Origin of the sequence: Nocardia sp. NPDC050406, assembly GCF_044459025.1 — a bacterium.
Lineage (GTDB): Bacteria > Actinomycetota > Actinomycetes > Mycobacteriales > Mycobacteriaceae > Nocardia.
In genome coordinates, this window is sequence record NZ_JBITIM010000001.1 from 2,660,499 (window position 1) to 2,687,004 (window position 26,506).

Below are 26,506 nucleotides of genomic sequence, written 5' to 3' on the forward strand. Positions count from 1 at the left end.
CCGTCAGTCCTCCGCGGAGTTGTTGTAGGCCAGGTCGATCAGGTCGTCGATATCGAGCTCGTCGATCGATTCCTGCGCCTCGCCGCGGTCGGTCTCGCCGGGCGCGTCCGGGCTCTGGGCGAGCCGCAGGAGAGCGTCGAGCAGGCCCGCGTCGCGCAGCCGCGCGACCGGAATCGACTGGAGGGCTGTGCGGATATCGATCTCCGAGTGCTCGGTCGACCGGTCGGTGGCGTGGTCGGTGAGCTCGTCGGCCAGGTACTCGGCCAGGGCTTGCGGAGACGGGTAGTCGAAGACCAGCGTCGCGGGCAGCCGCAGCCCCGTCACGGCCTTCAGGGCATTGCGGAATTCGATCGCGGTGATCGAGTCGAAGCCCAGGTCGTTGAAGGCCCGGTCCGCGGCGACGGAATTCGCGTTTCGGTGGCCGAGTACGGCCGCGACCTGGCCGCGCACGACCTCGACGAGCACGCCGAGGCGTTCCGGCTCTGGGGTGTCGGCCAGTCGGGCGCGCAGCGCCGAGGGTGCGGCCGCGGCCGCGGTACGGCGCGCCGGTGCCAGTCCGGAGACGAGGGCGGCGGCGAATCCGGCGCTGCGCAGTGCCTCCGGATCGAGGCGGGCGAGAACCGGTGCCGCCGTGTCGATTCCGGCGGCAGCGTCGAACAGCGCCAGACCCTGCTGTCGCGTCAGCGGCAGCATGCCCGAACGCGACATGCGGTATCGGTCGATATCGCTGAGTTCGGCCGCCATACCTCCGGCCATATCCCACAGGCCCCAGGCCAGCGATTGCCCGCTGCGTCCGGTGGCTCTGCGGTGTGCGGCCAGGGCGTCCAGGCAGGCATTGGCCGCGGCGTAGTTGCCCTGACCCGGATTGCCGAACGCACCCGCCGCCGAACTGAACAGCACGAATGCTTTCAACGGCAGATCGGCCGTCAGCTCGTGCAGATGCAGCGCGGCATCGACCTTGGGACGCAACACCGTATCCATGCGCTCGGGCGTCAGTGATCCGATGGCTCCATCGTCGAGAACGCCAGCCGTATGGAAGACACCGGCCAGTGGACGGTCCGCCGGGATGGCGGCCACTACTTCGGCGAGCGCGGCACGGTCGGTGACATCGCAGGCGGCGAACTCGACCTCGGCACCGAGATCCGCTAGTTCCGCGCGCAATTCCCGTGCGCCGGGCGCGGATTCACCGCGCCTGCTGAGCAGGAGCAGACGACGGGCACCGCGCGTGGCGACCAGGTGTCGAGCGAACAGTCCACCGAGGAAGCCGCTGGCACCGGTGATGAGGACGGTGTCGTCGGGGTCGAATACGGGAGCCGGGACCGAAGTGGTGACCGCTCGGGTCAGCCGCGCGATATGCGCCTGACCGTCGCGCACGGCCACCTGCGGTTCCTCGGCCTCGAGAATCCCGCCGAGCCCGTGGACGCCGGAATCACTGTCCACCAGCACGATTCGCCCGGCGGATTCGGCCTGCGCCGAACGCACCAGGCCGCTCACGGCGGCACCGGCGAGGTTCGGTACGTCCTCCCCCGCGACCGAGACCGCGCCCACCGTGTGGACCACCAGCACCGATTCCGAGAATCGGCGATCGGTGATCCAGGTCCGAAGTACGTGCAGCGCCTCGTGTGTCGCGGCCCGGACGGCGGCGGGATCGTTGCCCGTGGGGCAGTCCCACCGCACGACGGCCGGGGTCGCGTCACCGAGCTCCGGCCAGGCGACAGCGTCGATGGTGCTGTCGGATACCGAGATCGGTGTCCATTCGACCTGGAACAGCGCCTTGTCGACGGCGGATATGCCAGCGGTGAGCTGTGCGAGATCCATGGGCCGAGAGGCCAAGTGGCGCACCGTCGCCACCGGCGCACCGGTCGGGTCCGCGACCTCCACGGCCACCGCGTGCGCGCCGACGGGGGTCAGCCGGACGCGCACCGCGCTGGCTCGCGCCGCGTGCACGGTGACGCCGTTCCATTCGAACGGCAGGGCCACCGCGCCGTCCTCGGCGGTGAGGTGACCGCCCAGCCGCAGGGTGTGCAGTGCGGCGTCGAGCAGGACCGGATGCAGTCCGAAACCGTTGGCCTCCTGAGGATCCGGGAGCGCCACCTCGGCGAACAGTTCCTCGCCGCGCCGCCAGGCCGCACGCAGCCCTTGGAATGCCGGGCCGTATCCGTAACCGGCGTCGAGCAATTCGGCGTAGACGCGGTCGGTCTCCAATGGCTGAGCACCGGCCGGGGGCCACGCGGTGAGATCGCCACCGGCCGCGAGCGACTCCGGCGCGAGAACGCCTTCGGCATGCGAGGTCCACGACGCGGTCGCGTCGGCTTCCCCTTCGGGACAGGAGAATATCCGCACCGCGCGGCGACCCGTCTCGTCCTCGGCCGCGACGACGACGCGCACCGCGACGCCACCGGATTCGGGCAATACCAGCGGAGCCTGAAGGACCAGATCCTCCAGGGTCGAACAGCCCACCTGCTCCCCGGCGTGCAGGGCGAGTTCGACCAGACCCGTGCCGGGGAAGAGCACCGTGCCCATGACCCGGTGGTCGGCGAGCCAAGGGTGCGTCGGCACCGCGAGACGGCCGGTGAGGATGACCGCGCCGGAGTCCGGTTGGGCGATGACCGCGGAGATCAGCGGGTGCCCGGTGGTCGACAGACCCATGGAGCGGGCGTCGCCGCTGGCGGCGGAGCCCTCGAGCATCCAGTAGCGCCGCCGCTGGAAAGCGTAGGTGGGCAAGTCGATTCGTTGGGCTCCGGTACCGGCGTACAGGGCGGCCCAGTCCACTCGAGCGCCGGTGACGAACAGTTCGGCGACACCGGTCAGCAGCGTTGCCGCGTCGGCGCGGCGCCGACGGGCCAAGGCCACCGGGGAGACGCCGTCCTCGAGGGTCTGGGCGATCATGGGGGTCAGGACGGCGTCGGGGCCGACCTCGGCGAACCTGGTGACGCCCAAGGCCGCCATCGCGGTGGCCGCGTCGGCGAAGCGCACCGTGTCGCGGACTTGGTCGACCCAGTACGACGGGCTGGACATCTCCTGGTCCACGCGGGCGCCCGTCACCGTGGACACCAGCGGCATCGTCGGCTGCGAGAACACCAAACCCGCTATCGCCGAGGAGAATTCGTCGAGCATCGGCTCCATCAGTGCCGAATGGAACGCGTGCGAGACGCGCAATCGGTGTGTGCGCCAGCCTTGTTCGGCGCACCGGGCGGTCAGCGCCAGGACGGCGTCCTCGGTTCCGGAGAGCACCACGGACTTCGGGCCGTTGACGGCCGCGATGGACACTCCGTCGGACAGCAGCGGCAGCACATCGATTTCCGAGGCTCCCACCGCCACCATCGCCCCACCGGCGGGCAGCGCCCGCATCAGCCGACCGCGGGCGGCGACCAGTGCGCACGCATCGGCCGAGGACAGCACGCCCGCCACGTGGGCGGCGGCGATCTCCCCGATCGAATGACCTGCCACGACATCCGCACGGACACCCCAGGATTCGAGCAGCCGGAACAAGGCCACCTCGAAGGCGAACAGACCCGCCTGCGCGAACACGGTCTGGTCGATCAGTTCCTCGTCGGCGAGCGCATCGTTCAGCGAAACCGATTGACCGAGTGCGGGATCCAGTTCGGCGACCAAGGCGTCGAAGTGTTGGGCGAAGACGGGGTAGGCGGCATGCAGTTCCGCGGCCATCCCGGCCCATTGCGCGCCTTGACCGGAGAACACCACACCGGTGGAGCCCGCCACCGCACGACCGGCCACGACCCCCGAGGCCCGGGTACCGGCGGCCACCGACCGCACCCCTTCGAGGAGGTCCGCGCGGTTCTGGCCAACAACGACGGCCCGATGCTCGAACACACCGCGTGTCGAGGCGAGCGAGAAGCCGGTGTCGACTGGATCGCGCTCGGCCGCAACGGATGTCAGTCGCTCGGCCTGTTCGGCGAGAGCGACGCCACTGCGAGCCGACAGCACCCACGGCAACACTCCAGGAGCGGTCCGTTCCACGGGCGCGGGAGCCGTCGCCGGGGCCTGTTCGACAATGACGTGCGCGTTCGTGCCGCTGATACCGAAGGACGACACACCGGCGCGACGCGGGCGATCCACCTCCGGCCAGGGCACCGTTTCGGTCAGCAGGCGGACGTGCCCCTCTGACCAGTCCACCTTCGTGGAGGGCTGATCCACGTGCAGGGTGCTCGGCAGGACACCGTGCCGCAGTGCCATGACCATCTTGATGACACCGCCGACACCCGCCGCGGCCTGCGCGTGGCCGATATTGGATTTCAGCGAACCCAGCCACAGCGGATGCCGCGCGTCGCGGCCCTGACCGTAGGTGGCCAGCAGGGCCTGCGCCTCGATCGGATCGCCCAGAGTCGTTCCGGTGCCGTGTGCTTCGACCGCGTCGACCTCGGTCGGCGCGACCCCGGCGTTGGCGAGCGCCTGGCGAATCACGCGTTGTTGCGACGGGCCGTTGGGCGCGGTGAAGCCGTTCGACGCGCCATCCTGGTTCACCGCCGATCCGGCCAGTACCGCCAAGATCCGATGGCCGTTGCGCTGAGCGTCGGAGAGCCGCTCCAGCACCAGCACACCCGCGCCTTCGGACCAGCCGACGCCATCGGCGGCCTCGGCGAACGACTTGCACCGGCCATCCGGCGACAGGCCGCGTTGGCGGCCGAATTCGAGGAACATATCCGGGGTGGCCATGACGGCGACGCCACCCGCGAGGGCCAGATCGCACTCCCCCGACCGCAGGGACTGCCCGGCCAGATGCAGGGCGACGAGCGAGGACGAGCAGGCGGTGTCCACGGTGACCGACGGCCCTTCCAGACCGAAGACGTAGGACACCCGGCCGGAGACCAGGCTGCCCGCCGCGCCGCTGCCGGTTCCGGTCGCCTGGGCGTAATCGTGGTACATCAGGCCGGTGAACACGCCGGTGGCGCTGCCGCGCAATGCCTGCGGGTCCAGACCGGCGCGTTCCAGCGCCTCCCACGAGACCTCCAGCAGCAAACGCTGTTGGGGGTCCATCACGGTGGCCTCGTTGGGGCTGATTCCGAAGAAGTCGGCATCGAATTCGGCTGCGGAGTACAGGAATCCGCCATTGCGCGTGTAGGTCTTCCCGGGCTTGCCGGGTTCGGGGTCGTAGATGCCGTCGAGGTCCCAGCCGCGATCGGTGGGCATCGCGCCGGTGGTGTCGGTGCCGCTGACGACGAGGTCCCACAGGTCCTCCGGTGAGGCGACGCCACCCGGGTAGCGGCAGGCCATCGCCACCACGGCAATGGGTTCGTCGTCGGCCCGAACCCGCGGGACCGCGCGCTGTTCGACGGCTTCGGTGCCGGTGAGTTGCGAGCCGATGAACTCGGCGACCACCCGCGGGTTGGGGTAGTCGAAGATGAGCGTCGCCGGAAGTTGCAGTCCCGTCGCGGTATTGAGCCGGTTGCGGAACTCGATGGCGCTCAGGGAATCGAACCCGAGGTGCTGGAAAGCCTGGTCGGGTTCGACGGCCGCCGCCGTGGCGTGCCCGAGAATGGCCGCGGCGGTCGACCGGACCAGGTCGATCAGCGCGCTGTCGCGGTCGGCGTCCGACAGGCCCGCGAGCTGCTGGACGTACGCCTGGTCGGCCACGGCTCGGTGGCGGCGGACCGGAATCGGCGCGAGGGCGCGCACGAGCGCCGGAACCTCGCTCCGCTGTCGCAGCACCGCCGGATCCACCCGCAACGCCACCAGTTGGGCGGTGTCGGTGGCGATGGCGGCATCGAAGAGCGCCAGCCCTTCGGCTTCGGTCAGCGGCGGGAAGCCCTGCCTGCGCATCCGCTCGAAATCGTCCTCGGACAGTTCGGTGCCGAGTCCGCTGGACCGCGCCCACATGCCGTAGTCGAGGGCGGTGGCGGGCAGGCCCAGGCCGCGCCGGTGCGCGGCGAGCGCGTCCAGGAAGACGTTCGCGGCAGCGTAATTCGCCTGCCCGGCGGCCAGTACGAGACCGCCCGCCGAGGCCAGCAAGACGAACATCGACAGCGGACGGCCCCGCGTGAGCTCGTGCAGATGCCAGGCCGCATCGGCCTTGGGGCGGAACACGTGCGCGAGGCGATCGGGTGTCATCGACTCGATCACGGCATTGTCGGCGGTGCCCGCCGCGTGCACCACACCGACGAGGGGGTGCTCGTCGGGGATGGCGTCCAGCAGTGCGGCCACGGCGGCGCGATCGGAGACATCGCAGGCGGCAATGGTGACCGCCGCTCCGAGTTCGGCCAATGCGCCGCGCAGTTCGGTGGCACCGGGTGCGTCCAGGCCACGTCGGGAGGTCAGAAGCAGGTGGCGCACACCGTGTTCGGTCACCAGATGCCGCGCGATCACCGCGCCGAGACCTCCGGTGCCGCCGGTCACAAGCACGGTGCCCGACCCGAGCGACCGAGCGATCGTGCCCGGAGCGTGTCGGGTCAAGCGTGGTACGAGCACGGCCCCGCCCCGCAGCGCGACCTCCGGTTCGCCGGGGACGGCCGCCAGCGCGGTCGCGACAGCGGACAGGTCGTCGTGATCCGCGTCGACGAGTTGGAACCGGCCGGGGTGCTCGGCCTGCGCCGCGCGCAGCAACCCCCATACCGGCGCTTGTTCCAGACGCACCTGTTCCGTGTCGTCGACGGTGACGGCGTGTCTGGTCACCACCGCCAAACGGGATGCGGCGAAACGAGATTCACCCAGCCAGGCGTGGACCAGGTCGAGGACATCGGACAGCACTCGCCGTGCCGCCGTCGTCGGAGGGCCGTCGTGGCGGGCGCAGTCGACCACCACGGTGTCCGGCACGTTCGGCTCCGCCTCGGCGATCAATGCCGCGAGGCCGCCGGGACCGAGCACCGATACCCGGCCGGTGTCGGTCGGGTGACCCGAAAGCGGTTGTGCGGTCACCCATTCCACACCGAAGAGGGCATCGGAGACGCGGTCCGCCCCCAGCCGCTCGGCCGAGACGGGACGCGACACGAGCGCGCCCACCGACAGCACCGGACGGCCCCGGTCGTCGGCTATCTGGATGGCGAAGTTGTCCCCCTCGGGGACACTGCGCACCCGCACGGCGGCGGCACCGGAAGCGTGCAGGATCACCCGGTTCCAGGCGAACGGCAGCACCGCGCCCCCGCCGCCGCTGTGCACGATTCCGGCGTGCAGGGCGGCGTCGAACAGCGCGGGGTGGATGCCGAAACCGTTGGCCGCCTCCGGGTTCGGCAGGGCGACTTCGGCGAACAGTTCGTCGCCGCGCCGCCACGCCGCCCGCAAACCCTGGAAGTGCGGGCCGTACCCGTACCCCCGGTCGAGCAGTTCGTCGTAGGCGCCGTCGACATCCAGGGGCTCCGCACCAGCGGGCGGCCACTCGGACGAATCGAAATCGGCGGCGACCTCGGCCGGTGCGAGCACGCCCTCGGCGTGCAGGGTCCACGGCCCCTCGCCGGACTGGCGCGAGTGCACGCTCAACCGGCGGCGACCGGCCTCGTCGGCGGCGGCCGCCACCACCTGGACCGCGACGCTGCCCGTGGCGGGCATGGTCAACGGGGTGTGCAGGACGAGTTCTTCCACCATCGCGCAGCCCAGCAGGCCGCCGACGTGGCTGGCCAGCTCGACGAAACCGGTGCCCGGCAGCAGTACCACCCCGTGCACCCTGTGGTCGGCGAGCCATTCGACGGACTCCATCGACCAGCGGCCGGTGAAGCTCACCGCCCCCGAATCCGGGTGCGGCACAAGGGCGCCGAGCAGCGGGTGATCCACGGCCTCGAGTCCGACGGCGTCGACCCCGCCGAGCTCCGCGCCGAGCCACGACCGCGCCAAGGCCTGTCGGGCATCGAGCCAGAAGCGCTCGTGCTGGAAGGCGTAGGTGGGCAGGTCGATGCGCTGGGCTCCGGTACCGGAGAAGAGTGCGCTCCAGTCGATATCGGCACCGGAGACGAACAGCCCGGCCAACCCGGTCACCATGGCGGACGCGTCGTGTTCGCGACGCGCCAGCGCCACGGCCACGGCGGCGCCGTCGTCGAGCGTCTGCGCGATCATCGGCGTCAGCACCGCATCGGGGCCGACCTCGGCGAACCGCGTCACGCCCGAATTCGCCATGGCGGCAACGGCGTCGGCGAAGCGCACGGTCTCGCGGACTTGGCCGACCCAGTACGCCGGGTCGCTCATCTCGTCGACGACGGGCGCGCCGGTCACCGTGGAGATCAACGGAAGGGTGGGGCGGCCGAAGGCCAAACCCTCGACCACCGTGGCGAATTCGGCGAGCATCGGCTCCATCAGGGCCGAGTGGAAGGCGTGCGAGACACGCAACCGGTGTGTGCGCCAACCACGTTCGACACACGTGTCCACGACGGCGAGCACCGCGTCCTCGACACCGGAGAGCACGACGGACCGCGGGCCGTTGACCGCCGCGATGGACACCCCGTCCGACAGCAGCGGCAGCACATCGGATTCCGACGCACCCACCGCGACCATCGCCCCGCCCGTGGGCAGGGCCTGCATCAGCCTTCCTCGTGCGGCAACCAGCGCGCACGCGTCGGCCAGCGACAGCACTCCCGCCACATGGGCGGCGGCGATCTCACCGATCGAATGCCCGGCCACCGCGTCCGGCCGCACGCCCCACGACTCCAGTAGGCGGTACAGCGCCACCTCGAAGGCGAACAGGCCCGCCTGGGCGAACACCGTCCGATCGATCAGGTCGGCGTCGGTGAGCGCGGAGCTCAGCGAAACCGTCTGCCCCAGCAGCGGTTCCAGTCGCGTGACGATCGCATCGAAGTGTTCGGCGAATACCGGGTACCCGGCGCGCAGCGCGGTGGCCATCCCCGCCCACTGCGCGCCCTGCCCGGAGAACACCAGCCCCGTCGACCCGGACGTCGCGCGGCCGATGACCACGCCCGGTGCCTGCCCGCCGTCGGCGAGTGCACGCACGCCCGCGACCAGGCCAGCGCGATCGGCGGCCAGGACAACGGCGCGATGCTCGAACACCCCGCGCGTGGCGGCAAGTGAGAACCCGACGTCCACCGGGTCCGCATCCTGGTCGCCGACCCAGGACGCGAGCCGAGCGGCCTGCGCGGCGAGCGCCTCGCGGGTGCGCGCGGACAGCACCCACGGCAGCGGACCGCCCGCTGGCACGCTCTTGTCCACCATTGCCGGAGCCGGTGCCGGGCCCTGTTCGACAATGACGTGTGCGTTGGTGCCGCTGATACCGAACGAGGACACTCCGGCGCGGCGCGGCCGATCGGTCCGCGGCCACGGCACCGGCTCGGTCAGCAAGCGCACCTGTCCCGAGGACCAATCGACCTTGGTCGTCGGCTGATCCACGTGCAGGGTGCGGGGCAGCACTCCGTATCGCATCGCCATGACCATCTTGATCACGCCGCCCACGCCCGCGGCGGCCTGGGAGTGGCCGATATTGGACTTCAACGACCCCAGCCAGAGGGGCCGGTCACGGTCCTGCCCGTAGGTCGCCAGCAGTGCCTCGGCCTCGATCGGGTCACCCAGGGTGGTCCCGGTGCCGTGTGCTTCCACGGCGTCGACCTCGACCGCGGCGATACCGGCATTGGCCAGGGCTTGCCGGATCACCCGCCGCTGCGACGGGCCGTTGGGCGCGGTCAGACCGTTGGACGCGCCGTCCTGGTTCACCGCCGAACCGGATATCACCGCGAGCACGTGATGGCCGTTGCGCTGGGCGTCGGAGAGCCGCTCCAACACCAGGACACCGGCCCCCTCGGACCAGGCGACGCCGTCGGCGGCATCGGCGAAGGATTTGCTCCGGCCGTCCGGCGAGAGGCCGCGCTGGCGACTGAATTCGACGAAGACCTCCGGCGTCGCCATGACCGCCACGCCACCGGCCAGGGCCAGATCGGATTCGCCCGAGCGCAGCGACTGCGCGGCCAGGTGCATGGCCACCAGCGAGGACGAGCACGCGGTGTCCACGGTGACCGAAGGCCCTTCCAGGCCCAGGACGTACGAAACCCGGCCGGAGGCAATGGATCCGGAGTTCGCGTTGGCCGGGTAGTCGTGGTACATCATGCCCGCGAAGACGCCGGTCGCACTGCCGCGCAGCCGCGCCGGATCGATACCGGCCCGTTCCAGGGCCTCCCAGGAGGTCTCCAGCAGCAGGAACTGCTGCGGGTCCATCGTGGCGGCCTCGTTGGGGCTGATGCCGAAGAAGCCCGGATCGAATTCGCCCGCGCTGTGCAGGAATCCGCCCTGGCGGGTGTAGGTGGTATTGGGCCTGTCGCCGGTGGGGTCGTAGAGGCGTTCGGTATCCCACCCGCGATTGCCCGGGAATTCGGAGGTGGCGTCGATTCCGTCGGCGACCAGGGTCCACAGCTCTTCCGGCGATCCGACGTCACCCGGGTAGCGGCAGGCCATGCCGACGATCGCGATCGGTTCGTCGACAACGGCTTTCGCGGCGACGAACGCGCGGTCGTCGCCGGTTCCGGCGAGCTGGTCGGCCAGGTAGGCGGCCAGCGCCTGCGGTGTGGGGTAGTCGAAAACCACCGCGGCCGAGAGCGACAGCCCGGTGGCGGTCTTGAGTCGGTTGCGCAGCTCGACGGCGCTCAGCGAATCGAGGCCCAGATCCTGGAAGGCGCGATCGGGTTCGATCGCGGCCACGGTGTCATGGCCGAGTACGGCGGCGATATGGGTGCGGACGGTGGCGAGCAGCGTCTGCCGCCGCTGATCGGCGTCCGAGCCGGAAAGCCGTTGCCGCAGACTCGATATCGCCGCCGCCTGGCGGCGGGTCGCCGGGGCGAGCTCGCGCAGCAACGGCGGCAGCAGTCCGGCCTCGGCCTGGGCGCGCAGCGAGGCGGTGTCCAGCACGGCGATGACGGCGTGTGCCGTATTCCGTTCGAGGGCGGCCCGCCATCCGGCCAGGGCCTGTTCGTCGGGCATGGCGGTGAAGCCGCCCCGGCTCAGCCGGGCCACGTCGGCGTCGTCGAGGTGTCCGGTCATACCGCTGGAGCGGGCCCACGGTCCCCACGCCAGGGACTGACCCGCCAGCCCGCGGGCGCGCCGGTGCGCCACCAGTGCGTCGAGGAAGGTGTTCGCGGCGGCGTAGTTGGCCTGTCCGGGGCCGCCGACCGTGCCGGAGGCCGACGAGAACACCACGAAGGCAGCGAGATTCAGATTCTCGGTCGCGGCGTGCAGGTGCCAGGCGGCGTCGACCTTCGGGGCCAGTACCGCGTCCACCCGCTGCGGGGTCAGTGCCGCGATGACGCCGTCGTCCAGGACGCCCGCCGCGTGGATCACGCCGGTCAGCGGCCACTGCTCGGGTACGTCGGCCAGCAGCGCGGCCACCGCGTCGGCGTCGGTGACGTCGCAGGCCACCACCCGCACCCGCGCCCCGAGATGTTCCAGTTCGGCGCAGAGCTCCGCCACGCCAGCGGCTCGCGGGCCGCTGCGGCTCACCAGCAGGAGCGACCGCACCCCGTGCTCGGTCACCACGTGCCGGGCCGCCACCGCACCCAGTCCGCCGGTGCCGCCGGTAATGAGCACCGTGCCCGCGCCGAATCCGGCAGCGGCACCGTCGGATACGGCCGTGGACCGAACGAGGCGGGCGGTGTGGACGACACCGGCGCGCACGACCGCCTGCGGTTCGCCGACGGCCACCACCGTGGCCGCGAGCTGATCGTCGACCTCGGAGTCCGTGTCCACCAGAACGATTCGGCCGGGGTCCTCCGTCTGCGCGGTGCGCACCAGACCCCACACCGCCGCACCCGGGAGGTCGGTGAGGTCGGCGCCGGGCAGTGCGACAGCTCCTCGGGTGGCGACCAGCAGGGTGCTCGACGCGAACCGGTCGTGCGCCAGCCACTCCTGGACCGCCGCGAGTACCCGGGCGACCTCGGTGTGGGTATCGGCGACCACGTCGGCGGGCTCGCCCCAGCCCGATCCGGCCTCGAGCACCACGATCGGCGGAACCGGGGACTCGGCAGCCAACCGGTCCCATCGGCCGACGGCCGCAGTCGTCGCCGGGGGTTCGGCGGCGGTAGGTGACCACAGCGTTTCCAGCAGCGGAGCGGCCGCGCCGGTGCCTGCGGTGAGCTGGGCGAGCGGCGTCGACCGGGTCGTCAGTGTTCCCGACAACACGGGTAGTCCCTGTTCGTCGGCGATCGATACCGCCACCGACGATCCGGAGGTGGTCAGCCGGACGCGCAGCACCGACGCGGCGGACGCGTAGAGCGATACCGACTCCCACGAGAACGGCAGCACGACTTGTCCGGGCGGGATGGCGAACGGCGAATCACCCTGTGTCGCCGCGTTTTCGACAACACTCGCGAGTAGTCCGGCGTGCATGGCGGCGTCCAGCAAGGCCGGATGGATACCGAATCCTTCAGGGCGTACCCCGGTTTCGATGTCCACGGCTATCTCGGCGAAGATCTCCGCGCCGTGCCGCCACAGGCCCCGTACGCCCTGGAACGCCGGACCGTAGTCGTAGCCGCGCGCCAGCAGGTCCGTGTACGCGGCCGCGATGTCGATATCGTCCACCGCGGCCGGAGGCCATGCGGGCGAGGGGAATTCGGTCGGCTCGTCGCGGTCCGTGAGCTGGCCGCGAGCATTCAGTACCCACTCGTCACCGTCGTTCTCACCACGGGAGTAGATCGAGATCGGCCGCTGTGCGCCGCCCTCGCCGGGTCCGCCGACGACGACCTGTACGTGGATGCCGCCCGCAGGTGGCAGCACCAGCGGCGCGCGCAATGTCAATTCGTCGATGGCCGGGCATCCGGCCACCGCGCCCGCGCGCAGCGCCAGTTCCACGAAACCCGTGCCCGGCAACAGAATCGACCCGCCGACGGTGTGGTCGGCCAGCCAAGGCTGGGACGCCACCGACAAGCGGCCGGTCAGCAACACGTCACCGGATTCCGGTACGGACAGCACCGCGCCCAGCAGCGGATGCTCCACCGCGCCCAGACCCACCGATTCGACACCGGCCGCACCCGCCGAGGGCTCCAACCAGTAGCGGCGGCGCTGGAAAGCGTAGGTGGGCAAGGGCACTCGGGTGACCGGGCGGGCGGCGAAGTACGCGTCCCAGTCGACCTCGAAGCCGACGGTATGTGCCTGCGCCAGGCAGGTCACGAGCTGCTGGACCTCGGCGTGCCCACGCCGCGCGCCCGCGAACACGGTGGCCTGGGATTCGATATCGTCCGGCAGGCACTGCCGGGTCATGGCCGTCAGCGCCGCATCCGGACCGATCTCCACGAACCTGCGCACGCCCGCGGCGATCAAAGTCTCGATGCCCCTGGCGAAGTGGACTGTTCCACGCACCTGCCGCACCCAGTAGGACGGCTCCAGCACCTCGTCACCGGCCATCGCCCCCGAGAGGTTCGAGACCAGCGGAATCTCAGGGCGTCGGTAGGTCACTTCGCGCGCGACCGTCTCGAACTCGGCCAGCATCGGCTCCATGCGAGGGGAATGGAACGCGTGCGACACCCGCAGCCGCGACGTCTGGCGGCCACGGTCGGCGAACCGCTGCTCGAGCGCCGCGACAGCGTCCTCGTCGCCGGAGACCACTACGGCCACCGGCGAATTCACGGCGGCGATCGCGACGCCCTCGACCAGTTCGGCCGCGACCTCGCGCTCGCTGGCCGCGATGGCCAGCATCGCACCGCCTTCCGGCAGCCGCCCCATGAGGCGGCCCCGCGCCGCGACCAGACGGCACGCGTCCGGCAGCGACCACACACCGGCGAGGTACGCGGCGGCCAGCTCGCCGATCGAATGTCCGATGAGCACATCGGGTGTCACACCGAAGGACTCCAGGAGTCGGTACAGCGCGACCTCGTACGCGAACAGGGCGGGCTGGGTGAATTCGGTCCGGTGCAGTACCTCGTCGGTGTCGGCCCGGCCGGTGAACATCACCTGCTTCAGCGAACCGCCCAGCAGCGGATCGAACTGCGCGCAGACCTCGTCCAGCGCCGCGGCGAAGGCCGGGAACGCGTCGTAGAGTTCACGTCCCATGCCGACCCGCTGCGCGCCCTGACCCGTGCACAGGAAGGCCGTCTTACGCGTCACCGCGCGGCCCGTCGCCACCCCGGTGACCGTGCCCGCGGGTTCGGCGAGTACCTCCAGTCCGGCGAGCATGGCGTCGCGGTCGGCGGCCACCACCGCGCCCCGCCACTCCAGCTTGGCCCGGGTCGTCGCCAGCGAATAGCCGATGTCATCGACGGTGAGGCCGGGGTTCTCGGTCACCCACGCGAGCAGTTTGGCCGCCTGCGCACGCAGACCCTCCTCGGTTTTCGCCGACAGCAGCAACGGGCTGACAGCGGCCGTCACCGCCCGCACGTCCGCGGCGGCTGTCGTGCTGTCGGCGGTCTCGTCGGTCGGATCGCCCGAAACCTCCAGCGCCGGAGCCTCTTCGAGAATCACGTGCGCGTTGGTGCCGCTGGCACCGAACGACGACACGCCCGCGCGCCGCACCCGCTCGCCCGCGCGCCACGGCTCCGCCTCGGTGAGCAGTCGCACCGTCCCCGCCGTCCAGTCCACATGCGGTGTCGGTTCGTCGATATGCAGTGTGGCGGGCAGGGTTTCGTGCCGCAGCGCCTGCACCATCTTGATGACCCCGCCGACACCGGCCGCGGCGGAGGTGTGGCCGATATTCGATTTGAGCGAGCCGATGCGCAGCGGGTTCCCGGCGCGTTCGCGACCGTAGGCGCGGATGAGCGCCTGCGCCTCGATCGGGTCGCCGAGGCTGGTGCCGGTGCCGTGCGCCTCCACCGCGTCGATATCGGCCGGTGTCAGACCGGCCTGCGCGAGGGCCTGGGCGATGACCTTCTCCTGCGACGGGCCGTTCGGTGCGGTCAGCCGGTTGCTCGCGCCGTCCTGGTTGACCGCGCTGCCGCGAATGACGGCGAGTACCCGGTGGCCGTTGCGGCGGGCGTCCGACAATCGCTCGACGGCGAGCATGCCAAGGCCCTCGGAGAACCCGGTGCCGTTGGCGGCGGCCGCGAAGGCTTTGCAGCGCGCGTCCGGGGACAGCGCGCGCTGGCGTCCGAAGGCGATCAGCAGGCTCGGGTCGGACATGACGGTGACGCCGCCGACCAGCGCGAGCGAGGTCTCACCCTGGCGCAGGGCCTGGCAGGCGAGGTGCAGGGCGACCAGCGAGGAGGAGCACGCGGTATCCACCGAAAGCGTCGGGCCCTTGAAGCCGAAGGTGAAGGCGACGCGACCGGACAGGATGCTGGCCGAAACACCGGAGTAGGCATGGCCTTCGGCTTCGGCGGTGAGGCCCGGCGAGCCGACGCGCGGGCCGTAGTCCTGGTGGATCACACCGGCGAAGACACCGGTGTCGCCGCCGCGCAGCGAGACCGGGTCGATGCCCGCGTCTTCCAGGGCTTCCCAGGCCGCTTCCAGGAACAACCGCTGCTGCGGGTCCATCGCGGCGGCCTCGCGCGGGCCGATGCCGAAGAAGGCCGGATCGAAATCGCCTGCCGCGTCCAGGAATCCGCCTTCGCGGGTGTAGACGGTGCCCGGCTGCTCGGGGTCGGCGTCGAACAGCCGCTCGAGGTCCCAGCCGCGGTCGGTGGGGAAGGGTCCGACGGCGTCGGTGCCGGAGGCGACCAAATCCCATAGCTGCGCCGGTGTTTCGACGCCGCCGGGGTATCGGCAGCTCATACCGACGATGGCGATCGGTTCGCTGGCGCGGTCCTCCAGTCGCTGAATGTGCTTCTTGGCGGTGCGGAGGTCGCCGGTGAGCTTGCGCAGATACCGGCTGAGACGTTCCTCGTTGCTGGTGCCGGGGGTGCTCATGCTGGGCCAAACTCCTCGTCGATCAGATCCAAAAGTTCAGTGTCGGAGTGGAATTCGAGATCGGCGTAGTCGCCGTCGGACCACTTGTCCCCCAGGTGGGCGCGCAGCCGCTCCTGTACGCCGCGCAAGCGCGCCAGCGTCTCCTCGCTGTCGCCGCCCGCGAGGACCCGCTCGAGCACGGCCTCGAGGCGCGCGATGTCGTCGGACACCGCCGACGCCGGTTGGGCGGGTTCGGTCACCTCGGCCTGTGTCAGCAGGTAGTCGGCGACATCGCCCGCGGTGGGATAGTCGAACACCAGGGTCGAGGGCAGCGACAGCCCGGTCACCTTCGACATCCGGTTGCGGAACTCCACGCCGCCGAGGGAATCGAAGCCGAGTTCGTCGAAGCCGCGATCGGGCCGAATATCGTCGGCGGACGCGTAACCCAGCACCGCCGCGACATGTTCGCGCACCAGGTCGAGCACGATCCCGCGCCGCTTCGCCTCCGCCACGCCGTGCAGGCGCTCACCGAGCGACGGCCCGGCATTGGCGGTGGTGGCCGTCCGGCCACGGGCTCGCACGAAGCCGCGCAGCACGGGCGGGACGGGACCGGTGTGGGCTTCCAGTCGCAGTTTGTCGGTGTCGAGGTGCAGTAGCGCCGACACCGGTTCCGCCGTGGTCAGCGCCTCGTCGAACAGTCGCAGGCCGTCGACGCGGTCCAGCGGGGCCAGGCCCATGCGGTCCAGGCGGCTCATGGCCCCGCGATCCAGCGCACCGGTCATACCCGCGTCCTGCTGCCATGGGCCCCAGGCGAGCGCGAGGGCCGGGAGTCCCTCGGCCCGGCGGTGCGCGGCGAGGGCGTCCAGGAAGCTGTTGGCCGCGGCGTAGTTCGCCTGGCCCGGGGAGCCGATCATTCCGGCGATGGACGAGAACAGCACGAAGGCCGAGAGATTCAGGTCGCGGGTGAGTTCGTGCAGCTGCCACGCCGCCTCCGCCTTGGGGGCGAACACCCGGTCGACCTGTTCGTCGGTGAGGGTGTGGAAGGTGGCGTCGTCGAGCACGCCCGCGGTGTGCACGACACCGGTGAGGGGGTGCTCGGCGGGCACGGTCGCGAGCAGGTCGCGCACAGCGGCACGGTCGGTGACATCGCATGCGGCGATCCGAACCTCGGCCCCGTCGCGGGTCAGGTCCGCCGCGAGTTCGCTCGCGCCGTCGGCTCGCTCGCCGCTGCGGGAGACCAACAGCAGTCGGCGCACGCCGTGCGCGGTGACGAGGTGTCGGGCCAGCAGTGCGCCCAATCCCCCGGTGCCGCCGGTGATCAGGACGGTTCCCGAGCCGAACGACACTCGCTCGGCCGCGGTGGAGGCCAGAGCCTCGAGGCGCGGGACCAGGACGCGGTCGCCGCGCAGGGCGAGCTGGGGCTCTCCGGTCGCCAGTGCGGCGCGGAGCGCATCGGCCGAAATCGACTGCCCATCACCCGTTTCGGAGGTGTCGATCAGCACGACCCGATCGGGGTACTCGGTCTGCGCGCTCCGGATCAACCCCGACACCGCCGCCGAGGCGGTATCCGGTGTCTCGTCGGCAATAACGGCCGCCTGCCCCGTCACCACCGCCAACCGCGACCGCGCGAACCGCTCGTCGGCCAGCCAGTCTCGGACCAGTCGCAGAGTGGCCTTCACGCGATCGGCTGCCGACAGCGAATCCCGCTGCACTGCCGCGTGTTCTGACCACACGACGACTTCGGGGACGGTCGCGGCCGAGGCCAATGCCGCCAGGTCCGAATATCTTTCGTCGATCCCGGCTACCCGCGCGTCCCCGAGCACGGCCATCGCCCCAACCGGGAAATCCTCGGTGGTCTCGACGCCGGTCCAGCGCAAGCCGTACCGTGCGGCGCGTCCACCCGAGAGCGAGGCTCGGAACTGCCCGACGTCGTAGGAGCGCATGACCACTTCGTCGACGGACATCACCGGGTTGCCGTCCTGGTCGACGGCCACCACGGTGATCGACTCGGCGCTGCGCTGAATGGCCATCACCCGCAGGGAGGTGACCTTCTCGGTGGTGTGGAATTGCGTTGCACCCCAGCGGAACAGGAGCTTGCCCGACGTGGGATCGCCTTCGCCATCCGACCAGATCAGCCCGACCAGACCCGCGTGCAGCGCCATGTCGAACAGTGCCGGATGCAGTCGGAACCCGTCGGCCGGAACCTCCGGGTTCAGGGTGACCTCGGAGTACATGGTGTCGCCGCTGCGCCAGGCGGCGTCGATGCCGAGGAACGAGGGACCGTATTCCAGTCCGGCGACCCGCGCCACCTGGGCCGGAATCCACTCGGCGTCCACGGGTTCCGCGTCGATCGGCGGCCACGCGCCGGTGCGCAGCATGTCCACGAGACCGATATCGAGCAGCTGTTGGCCGCTCATGACACCGCTGGCATTGCGCGTCCACGCACCGTCGGCGGCCTCGGCCAGGCGGTAGTGGAAGGTGAACGACCGTCGCCCCTCGGAATCGGGTTCGCGTACCAGGACCTGGAGGTCGACGGCTCCCTCGGCGGGCGGGAGGATCGGGGCCTCGAGGGTGAACTCCTCGACGGCGTCACAGCCGATGCGGCCGCCCGCGACCAGCAACATCTCCATGAGCGCGGCGCTCGGAACGAGCACCACGCCGTAGGTGGTGTGGTCCGCGATCCAGGGGTGGGTGCGCAGCGACAGCCTTCCGGTGAACAGCCACTCGTCACGGTCGGCCACGCGCACCACATCGGTGAGCAGCGAGTGTTCGGCGGTGTCGCGCGGCTCGCCGAGGGCGGGTTCCAGCCAGTACCGGCGGTGGTCGAAGGCGTAGGTGGGCAAGGCGACTCGCGTCACCGGCTGGTCGGCGAACAGGCGATGCCAGTCGACGGTCACACCGGCGGTGTGCGCCTGGCCGAGCATGGTCAGGAACTGTTCGACCTCGTCGTGGTCGCGGCGGGCCGCCGCGGCGACCAGTGATTTGGCCTCGATTTCCGTGGGCAGGGTGTGCCGGGTCAGCGCCGACAGCACGGCATCGGGCCCGATCTCGAGGAAGCGGCGGACACCCGCCGAGACCAGCGACTCGATACCGGGTGCGAACCGCACCGCTGCCCGCACCTGGGCGGCCCAGTAGCCCGGAGTCAGGATCTCGTCACCAGCCGGTTCGCCGGAAACGTTGGACATCAAGGGGATCCGTGGCGCGTTGAAGGCGACCCCAGCTGCCACGGCCTCGAATTCCGCGAGCATCGGTTCCATGCGCCGCGAATGGAAGGCGTGCGAGACCCGCAACCGGGTGGTCTTGCGGCCCCGCTCGGTGAACTGGCGGTCGATGACCTCGATGGCGTCCTCGTCACCCGAGACCACCACGGCCGCCGGACCGTTCACCGCAGCCAAGGAGACGCGATCTCCGAATTCCGCTATTGCCGAGACGATTTCGGCCTCGGAAACAGCGACCGCGAGCATCGCGCCGCCCTCGGGCAGCGCGTCCATCAACCGTCCCCGCGCCGCGACCAGCGCGCAGGCGTCGGCGAGCGACCACACACCGGCTACGTGCGCGGCGGCGAGTTCGCCGACGGAGTGGCCGATCAGCACATCCGGGACCACTCCGAACGATTCCAGCAGGCGATACAGCGCCACTTCGAAGGCGAACAGCGCGGGCTGGGTGAGCCCGGTGCGATCCAGAATCCCTTCGGCGACACCGTGATCGCCGGTCGGGTGTCCGGTGAACATCACCTGCTTCAGGGAGCCGTCGAGCAGCGGATCGAAGTGCGCGCACACCTCGTCCAGGGCTGTCGCGAAGACGGGGAACGCGGCGGCGAGGCCCGCGCCCATGCCGATCCGCTGCGCGCCCTGACCCGTGAACAGGAAGGCGGTCTTTCCGGCACCCGTCGTTCCGGAAACCACTCCGGCAGAGGGGGTTCCGGAAGCCAGCAGCGTCAGCCGTGCCAACAGTTCATCGCGGTCACCGCCGAGAATCGCCGCCCGCGTCTCGTGCTGAGCGCGGGTCGAGACGAGCGAGTACGCCACGTCCGCCGGGTGCGCGTCGGGGTGCGCGAGCACCCAGTCCCGCAGCCGCGCCGCCTGCGCGCGCAAGGCATTGTCGCTCTTGGCCGACAGCAGCCAAGGGGACAATGCCGGGCTGTCGGCGGCGCGGGGTGCGGCGGGCGGCGCGGCGGGCGCTTCCTCGAGGATGGCGTGTGCGTTGGTGCCGCTGACACCGAACGACGACACACCCGCCCGACGGACCCGGCCACCGGCGGGCCACGGCAGGGCCTCGGTCAGCAGCTCGACCTCGCCCGCCGACCAGTCCACGTGCGGGCTCGGCTCCGCCGCGTGCAAGGTCTTGGGCAGGGTTTCGTGGCGCAGCGCCTGCACCATCTTGATCACGCCGCCGACACCGGCCGCGGCCACCGTATGGCCGATATTCGATTTGATCGACCCGATGCGCAGCGGGTTGCCCGCCCGGTCCTGTCCGTACGCGGCGATCAGCGCCTGCGCCTCGATCGGATCGCCGAGTGGCGTGCCGGTGCCGTGCGCCTCCACCGCGTCGATATCCGAGGGCTCGAGTCCCGCACTGGCCAGTGCCGCCGCGATCACGCGCTCCTGCGAAGGGCCGTTCGGCGCGGTCAGGCCATTGCTCGCGCCGTCCTGGTTCACCGCCGTACCGCGTACGAGCGCGAGGACGTTGTGGCCCAGACGCTTCGCGTCGGAGAGCCGTTCGAGCACGAGGACGCCGACGCCCTCGGCGAAGGCGACGCCATCGGCCGAGGCGGAGAACGCCTTGCATCGGCCGTCGGGCGAGAGTCCGCGTTGGCGGGCGAAATCGACATAGAGGTAGGGGCTGGCCGCGACCGTCACACCGCTGGCCAGTGCCAGGGAGCTCTCGCCCTGGCGCAGCGCCTGGCAGGCCAGGTGCAGCGAGACCAGTGACGAGGAGCAGGCGGTATCGACGGTGACCGCCGGGCCCTCGAGCCCGAGGACGTAGGCCACCCGGCCCGACATGACGCTGCTCGTGGTGCCGGTTAGCCGGTAGCCCTCCAAGTCACCGGCCACCCGGTCGACGTAGCCCGAGTAGCCCGCGCCGACATAGACGCCGGTATCGCTGCCCCGCAAGGTGTTCGGGTCGATGCCCGCGTCTTCGAGGGCCTCCCAGGAGGTCTCCAGCAGCAGGCGCTGCTGGGGGTCCATGGCGGAGGCCTCCTTGGGGCCGATGCCGAAGAACGCCGGATCGAAATCGCCCGCGTTGTAGAGGAATCCGCCGCGCCGGGTGTAGACCGTGCCGGGCTTGTCCGGATCGGCGTCGAAGAGCCGCTCCAGATCCCAGCCGCGATCCGACGGGAATTCGCCGGTCGCGTCGATACCGGACGCGACGAGTTCCCAGAGCTGCTCCGGTGATTGGACGCCGCCGGGGAATTGGCAGGCCATGCCCACGATGGCGATCGGCTCATCCGCGCGGACGCGGCGCACGGTCTTCTTGGCCGGTGCGCCGACCGTCGGTTCCAGGCGGGTGTGCACCAGCTTCGCCACGGCCGCCGGGGTGGGGTGGTCGAATACCAGCGTGGACGGCAGTTGCAGGCCGGTGGCCTTGCCGAGCCGGTTGCGGAACTCCACGCCGCCGAGCGAATCGAAGCCGATCTCGTCGAAGCGCTGTTCGGGACGGATATCGGCGGCCGAGTCGTGCCCGAGCACCGCCGCCGCCTGGGCCAGGACGAGTTCGAGCACGACCTCGGCGCGGCGGGCTTCGGGTACCTCGGCCACTCGGGCGGCCAGTGCGCCCGTCGGCGCGGCGGCAGCCTTCGGGGTCGGGCGGGTGGACGCGCGCACGAAGCCGCGCAGCACCGCCGGGGCGGACTCGGAACGCAGTGCGTTCGCGTCGAATCGGAGCGGGGCCAGTCGCGCGTCCGGATGTGCGAGCGCTTCGTCGAAAAGCGCTGTCCCTTCGGAGATTTCGATCGGGCGAAGCCCCATCCGCTCCCATCGGGCGAGTGCGGCGCGGTCCAAGCCGCCGGTCATACCGGCACCCTGATCCCACGGCCCCCACGCCAACGAGGTGGCGGGCAGCCCCGCGGCCCGCCGCCGCTGCGCCAACGCGTCGAGGAAACCATTCGCCGCGGCGTAGTTCGCCTGCCCGGACGACCCGAGCACGGTCGCGATCGACGAGAACATCACGAACGCCGACAGATTCAGTTCCCGCGTCAGTTCGTCCAGATGCCACGCCCCATCGACCTTCGGCGCGAGCACTCGGTCCACCTGCTCGGCGGTGAGCGTTTCGACGGTCCCGTCGTCCAGGGTCCCCGCCGTATGCACGACAGCCGTGAGCCCGGACCCGATCGTCTCGAGGAGATTTCGCACCGCCGCACGGTCCGCGATATCGCACGCGATCACCCGCGCCTCGGACCCGCCGCGCGCCAATTCGGCCACGAGTTCGGTGGCACCCGGTGCGTGCGGCCCGCGCCGCGACGTCAGAACCACACTGCGCGCCCCATACTCGGCCACCAGATGTCGGGCGAACAACGCCCCCAAACCGCCGGTCCCACCGGTGATCAGCACCGTCCCGTCGCGGAACGCCGCGCGGGCTTCGGAGCTACCTGGATCCGACGACCGCGCATCGGTTTCGTCCGGAATGGACGCGCGCACGAGCCGGGGTACGAGCAGGTTTCCATCGCGGACCGCGATCTGGGGTTCGTTCGATCGCAGGACGGACGCGAGCCGGGCCGCGTCGAGCGGCTGGGTCGGGTCCTCGTCGATGAGGACGAAGCGGTCGGGGTGCTCGGATTGGGCGCTGCGGACGAGTCCCCAGACGGCGGCGGCGGTGGGGTCCGGGGTCTCGTCGGCTACACCGGTGGTCACCACGACCAGCTGCGAGGTGGCGAGGCGTTGCTCGGCGAGGTGGGACCGTACCGTCGCCAGCGTCTGGTGCACGCTCGCGCGCACCGATTCCGGGTTCGCCCCGGCGGGTGCGGGCGCGCGCCAGACCAAGGCGCTGGGAATGTGCTCGGCCGCAACAGCTTCGGCGACGGATGCGTATGCCGTGTCGAGTCCGGTCACCGTCGGGCTGCCGAGCGTTGCGAGCAGTGGTGCTGGCTGGCTGGCTCCCGCAGGCGATTCCGTCATGGGCTGCCAGCGCAGCTGGTACAGGGCCGCCGCCGCACCCGTGAGGCTGCCGCGGAATTCGCGGACGGCGTAGGGGCGCATGACGACCGCGTCGACCGAGACGACGGGATTGCCGTCGGGATCGACCGCCGCTACCGAGATCGTCTCGGGGCCGGTGGATTCCGCGACCACCCGCAGCGAGGTGACTTCGTTGGTCGTCGCCTCGTAGAAGCGGGCACCGGCCCAGCGGAACAGCAGTCGGCCGGTGTCGGGGTCGGAATCCGCATCGCGCCAGAGCAATCCGAATCCGGCGTGCATGACCATATCCAGCAGGGCGGGGTGCAGGTCGTGGCGGGCGACATCGGAGGCGGCGTCGGTGTCGAGTGTGATCTCGGAGAAGACGGCGTCGGCGGATTGCCAGACGGCGCGCACGCCGAGGAAGGCCGGGCCGTACTCGAGTCCGGCGAGCGTGGCGATCCGGGCCGGAAGCGCAGCGCTGTCGACGATTTCGGCATCGACCGGCGGCCAGTCCTCCCGCAACCGCGCCAGCAGCGGGGCGGTGTCCTCCACGCGTGCGCCGAGCACACCGGTGGCGTTGTGGGTCCACTCGGTGTCGGTGGAGGTGCGGAAGTAGAACTCGAAGGGGCGGCGGCCGGAGTCGTCGGCGGCCCGCACGAGCACCTGTACCTCGACCTCGTCGGTGGCGGTGGGCAGGATCGGGGCCTGCAAGGTGAGCTCCTCGACCGTGCCGCAACCGAGGCGGCGACCCGCGACGAGCAGGAATTCGATGAAGGTCGCACTGGGCACGACCACCACGCCGTAGGTCCTGTGGTCGGCTATCCACGGCTGCGTCCGCAGGGAGAATCGGCCGGTCAGCAACCACTCGTCGGTTCCGGCGACACCGACCACGCCCGTGAGGATCGGATGGTCCGTCGCCGGGGCGGAGTCGACAGCACTCGACAGCCAGTAGCGGCGGCGCTGAAAAGCGTAGGTGGGCAACGGCACCCGACTGGCGGTGCTGCCAGCGAACCACGCCGCCCACTCCACCGGCGCACCCGCGACGTGCAGCTGCGCCAGGGCGGTGGCGAACTGCTCCGCCTCGTCGACCGCGCGCCGCGCGGCCGCCGCCACCATCGAGCTCGCCTCGACCTGCGGCCGCTCGGCCAGACAGCTCCGAGTCATGGCCGCCAGCACGGCATCCGGTCCGATCTCGACGAACCGTCGCGCCCCGGCCTCGATCAGCACATCGATTCCGGGCGCGAAGCGCACGCAACCCCGCACCTGCGCGACCCAGTACTCGGGATCGGTCAGTTCGGCGGAGACCACCGTCGCCGAGACATTGGAGACGATCGGTCGGGTGGGCTCGCGGTAGGTCAAACTCGCGGCGACGGAACGGAACTCGTCCAGCATGGGGTCCATGCGCGCCGAATGGAACGCATGACTCACCCGCAGGCGGTTCGTCTTCACACCCGCGCTGGAGAGCTGCCGCTCGATCTCCTCGACGGCCTCGGTATCGCCGGACAGGACCGTCGAAGACGGACCGTTCACCGCCGCGATCGAGACCCGGTCGGCGTACGCCGCGACGATCTCAACGGCCCGCGCCTCCTCCACCGCGACCGCCAGCATCGCGCCGCCCGTCGGCAGCGCACCCATGGCGCGGCCACGGGCAGCCACGAGCGTGCAGGCGTCCGCGAGCGACCACACGCCCGCCGCGTACGCCGCCGCCAGCTCGCCGATCGAATGGCCGATGAGCAGATCCGGTGTGACACCGAAGGATTCGACGAGCCGGAACAAGGCCACCTCGAAGGCGAACAACGCCGGTTGGGTGAATTCGGTCCGGTCCAATGCGCCGTCGGCGTCGGCGAACATCAGCTCCTTCAGCGACCGGCCCAGCAGCGGGTCGAACCGCGCGCACACCTCGTCCAGCGCGGCGGCGAACACCGGGAACGCCCGGTACAGACCCGCGCCCATCCCGACCCGCTGCGCACCCTGACCGGTGAACAGGAACGCCGTCCGGTCGGCACCGGCCTCCCCCTCGATCGTGCCGTGCGCGCCCGAGGCCAATGCGGCCAGCCCGGCGAGCAATTCGTCCCTATCGCGCGCCACCACCGCGCCGCGCCGCCCCAGCCGGGCCCGCGAGGTCGCCAGCGAATACGCCACATCGCGCGGCTCGCGGGCGGGGTCGTCGATCATCCACTGCCGCAACCGGTCGGCCTGCGCACGGAGGGCCTCCTCCGATTTGGCCGAGATCACCAACGGAACGACCTCGGCCGCAATGGGTTTCGGTGCGATCTCACTCTCGGACACGGCGGCGGCCGGTGCGGCGGGCGCTTCCTCGAGAATCAAGTGCGCATTGGTGCCGCTGGCACCGAACGACGACACCCCGGCGCGCCGCACCCGCTCCCCCACCGGCCACGGCTCGCTGTCCTGCAACAGCCGCACCGTCCCCGCCGACCAATCCACATGCGGGGTGGGGGCGTCCACATGCAGGGTCTTGGGCAGCACCCCGTACCGCAGGGCCTGCACCATCTTGATGACGCCACCGACCCCCGCCGCCGCGGAGGTGTGGCCGATATTCGACTTCAACGACCCCAACCGCAGCGGCACGCCGTCGCGCCGCGCACCGTAGGCACTGATCAAGGCCCGCGCCTCGATCGGATCGCCGAGCATGGTGCCGGTGCCGTGCGCCTCCACCGCGTCGACATCCCAGGGCTCCAGTCCGGCGTTCGCCAAGGCCGCCGCGATCACCCGCTCCTGCGACGGACCGCTCGGCGCGGTCAGGCCATTGCTCGCGCCGTCCTGATTGACGGCACTGCCGCGCACCACCGCCAGCACGGTGTGGCCGAGGCGTCGCGCGTCCGAAAGCCGTTCCAGCACGAGAACGCCGAGGCCCTCGGAGAAGCCGGTGCCGTCGGCGGCCGCCGCGAAAGCCTTGCAGCGTGCGTCGGGCGAGAGCGCGCGCTGTCGCGCGAAGGCGATGAGCAGCGACGGATCGGACATGATGGTCACCCCGCCCGCCAAGGCCAGCGAGGTGTCACCCTGGCGCAGGGCCTGACAGGCCAGGTGCAGCGCCACCAGCGACGAGGAGCAGGCGGTGTCCACCGAGATGGCCGGGCCCTTGAAACCGAAGGAGTACGCGATGCGGCCGGACAGCACGGCATTCGAAACACCCAGGTAGGCATGTCCTTCGGTCTCGGCCGAAATACTCGTCGAGCCGATGCGGGGGCCGTAGTTCTGATGGATGACCCCGGCGAAGACGCCGGTATCGCTGCCGCGCAATGCCATCGGGTCGATACCGGCATCCTCGAGGGCCTGCCAGGACGCCTCCAGCATGAGCCGCTGCTGCGGATCCATCGCCGCGGCCTCGCGCGGGCCGATACCGAAGAACGCGGCGTCGAATTCGCCGATGGCGTCGAGGAATCCGCCGTCGCGGGTGTAGATGCCGCCCGGCACATCGGGATCCGGGTTGTACAGCCGGTCGAGATCCCAGCCGCGATCGGTCGGATAGGTCCCGATGGCGTCCACGCCCTCGGCCGTCATGCGCCACAGGTCCTCGGCGGAGCGCACGCCGCCGGGGTAGCGGCAGGCCATGCCGACGATCGCGATCGGCTCCCGCGTGCGGTCGGTGAGCGCGCGCAGCTGCTGCTTGGTGTCGTAGAGCTCCTTCGCGGTCTTCTTCAGGTACCGGCGTAGCTCATCGTTGTCGGCCATCGGGGGAACTCCAG

Annotated in this window: 1 protein-coding gene and 1 pseudogene; both read right to left on the reverse strand. The window is 70.9% G+C overall.

The genetic code is table 11. The annotated features are described in order from the left end of the window. Nucleotides 1-3: 3 nt before the first annotated feature. Nucleotides 4-15,708: an SDR family NAD(P)-dependent oxidoreductase gene (locus ACIBH2_RS12640; protein WP_397116390.1), complete on the reverse strand. Its 15,705-nt coding sequence runs from the start codon at nucleotides 15,706-15,708 to the stop codon at nucleotides 4-6. Further along, a pseudogene (locus ACIBH2_RS12645) lies at nucleotides 15,705-26,480 on the reverse strand (type I polyketide synthase); the annotation flags it as partial. The gene ACIBH2_RS12640 and the pseudogene ACIBH2_RS12645, both read right to left, overlap by 4 nt. Nucleotides 26,481-26,506: the final 26 nt, after the last annotated feature.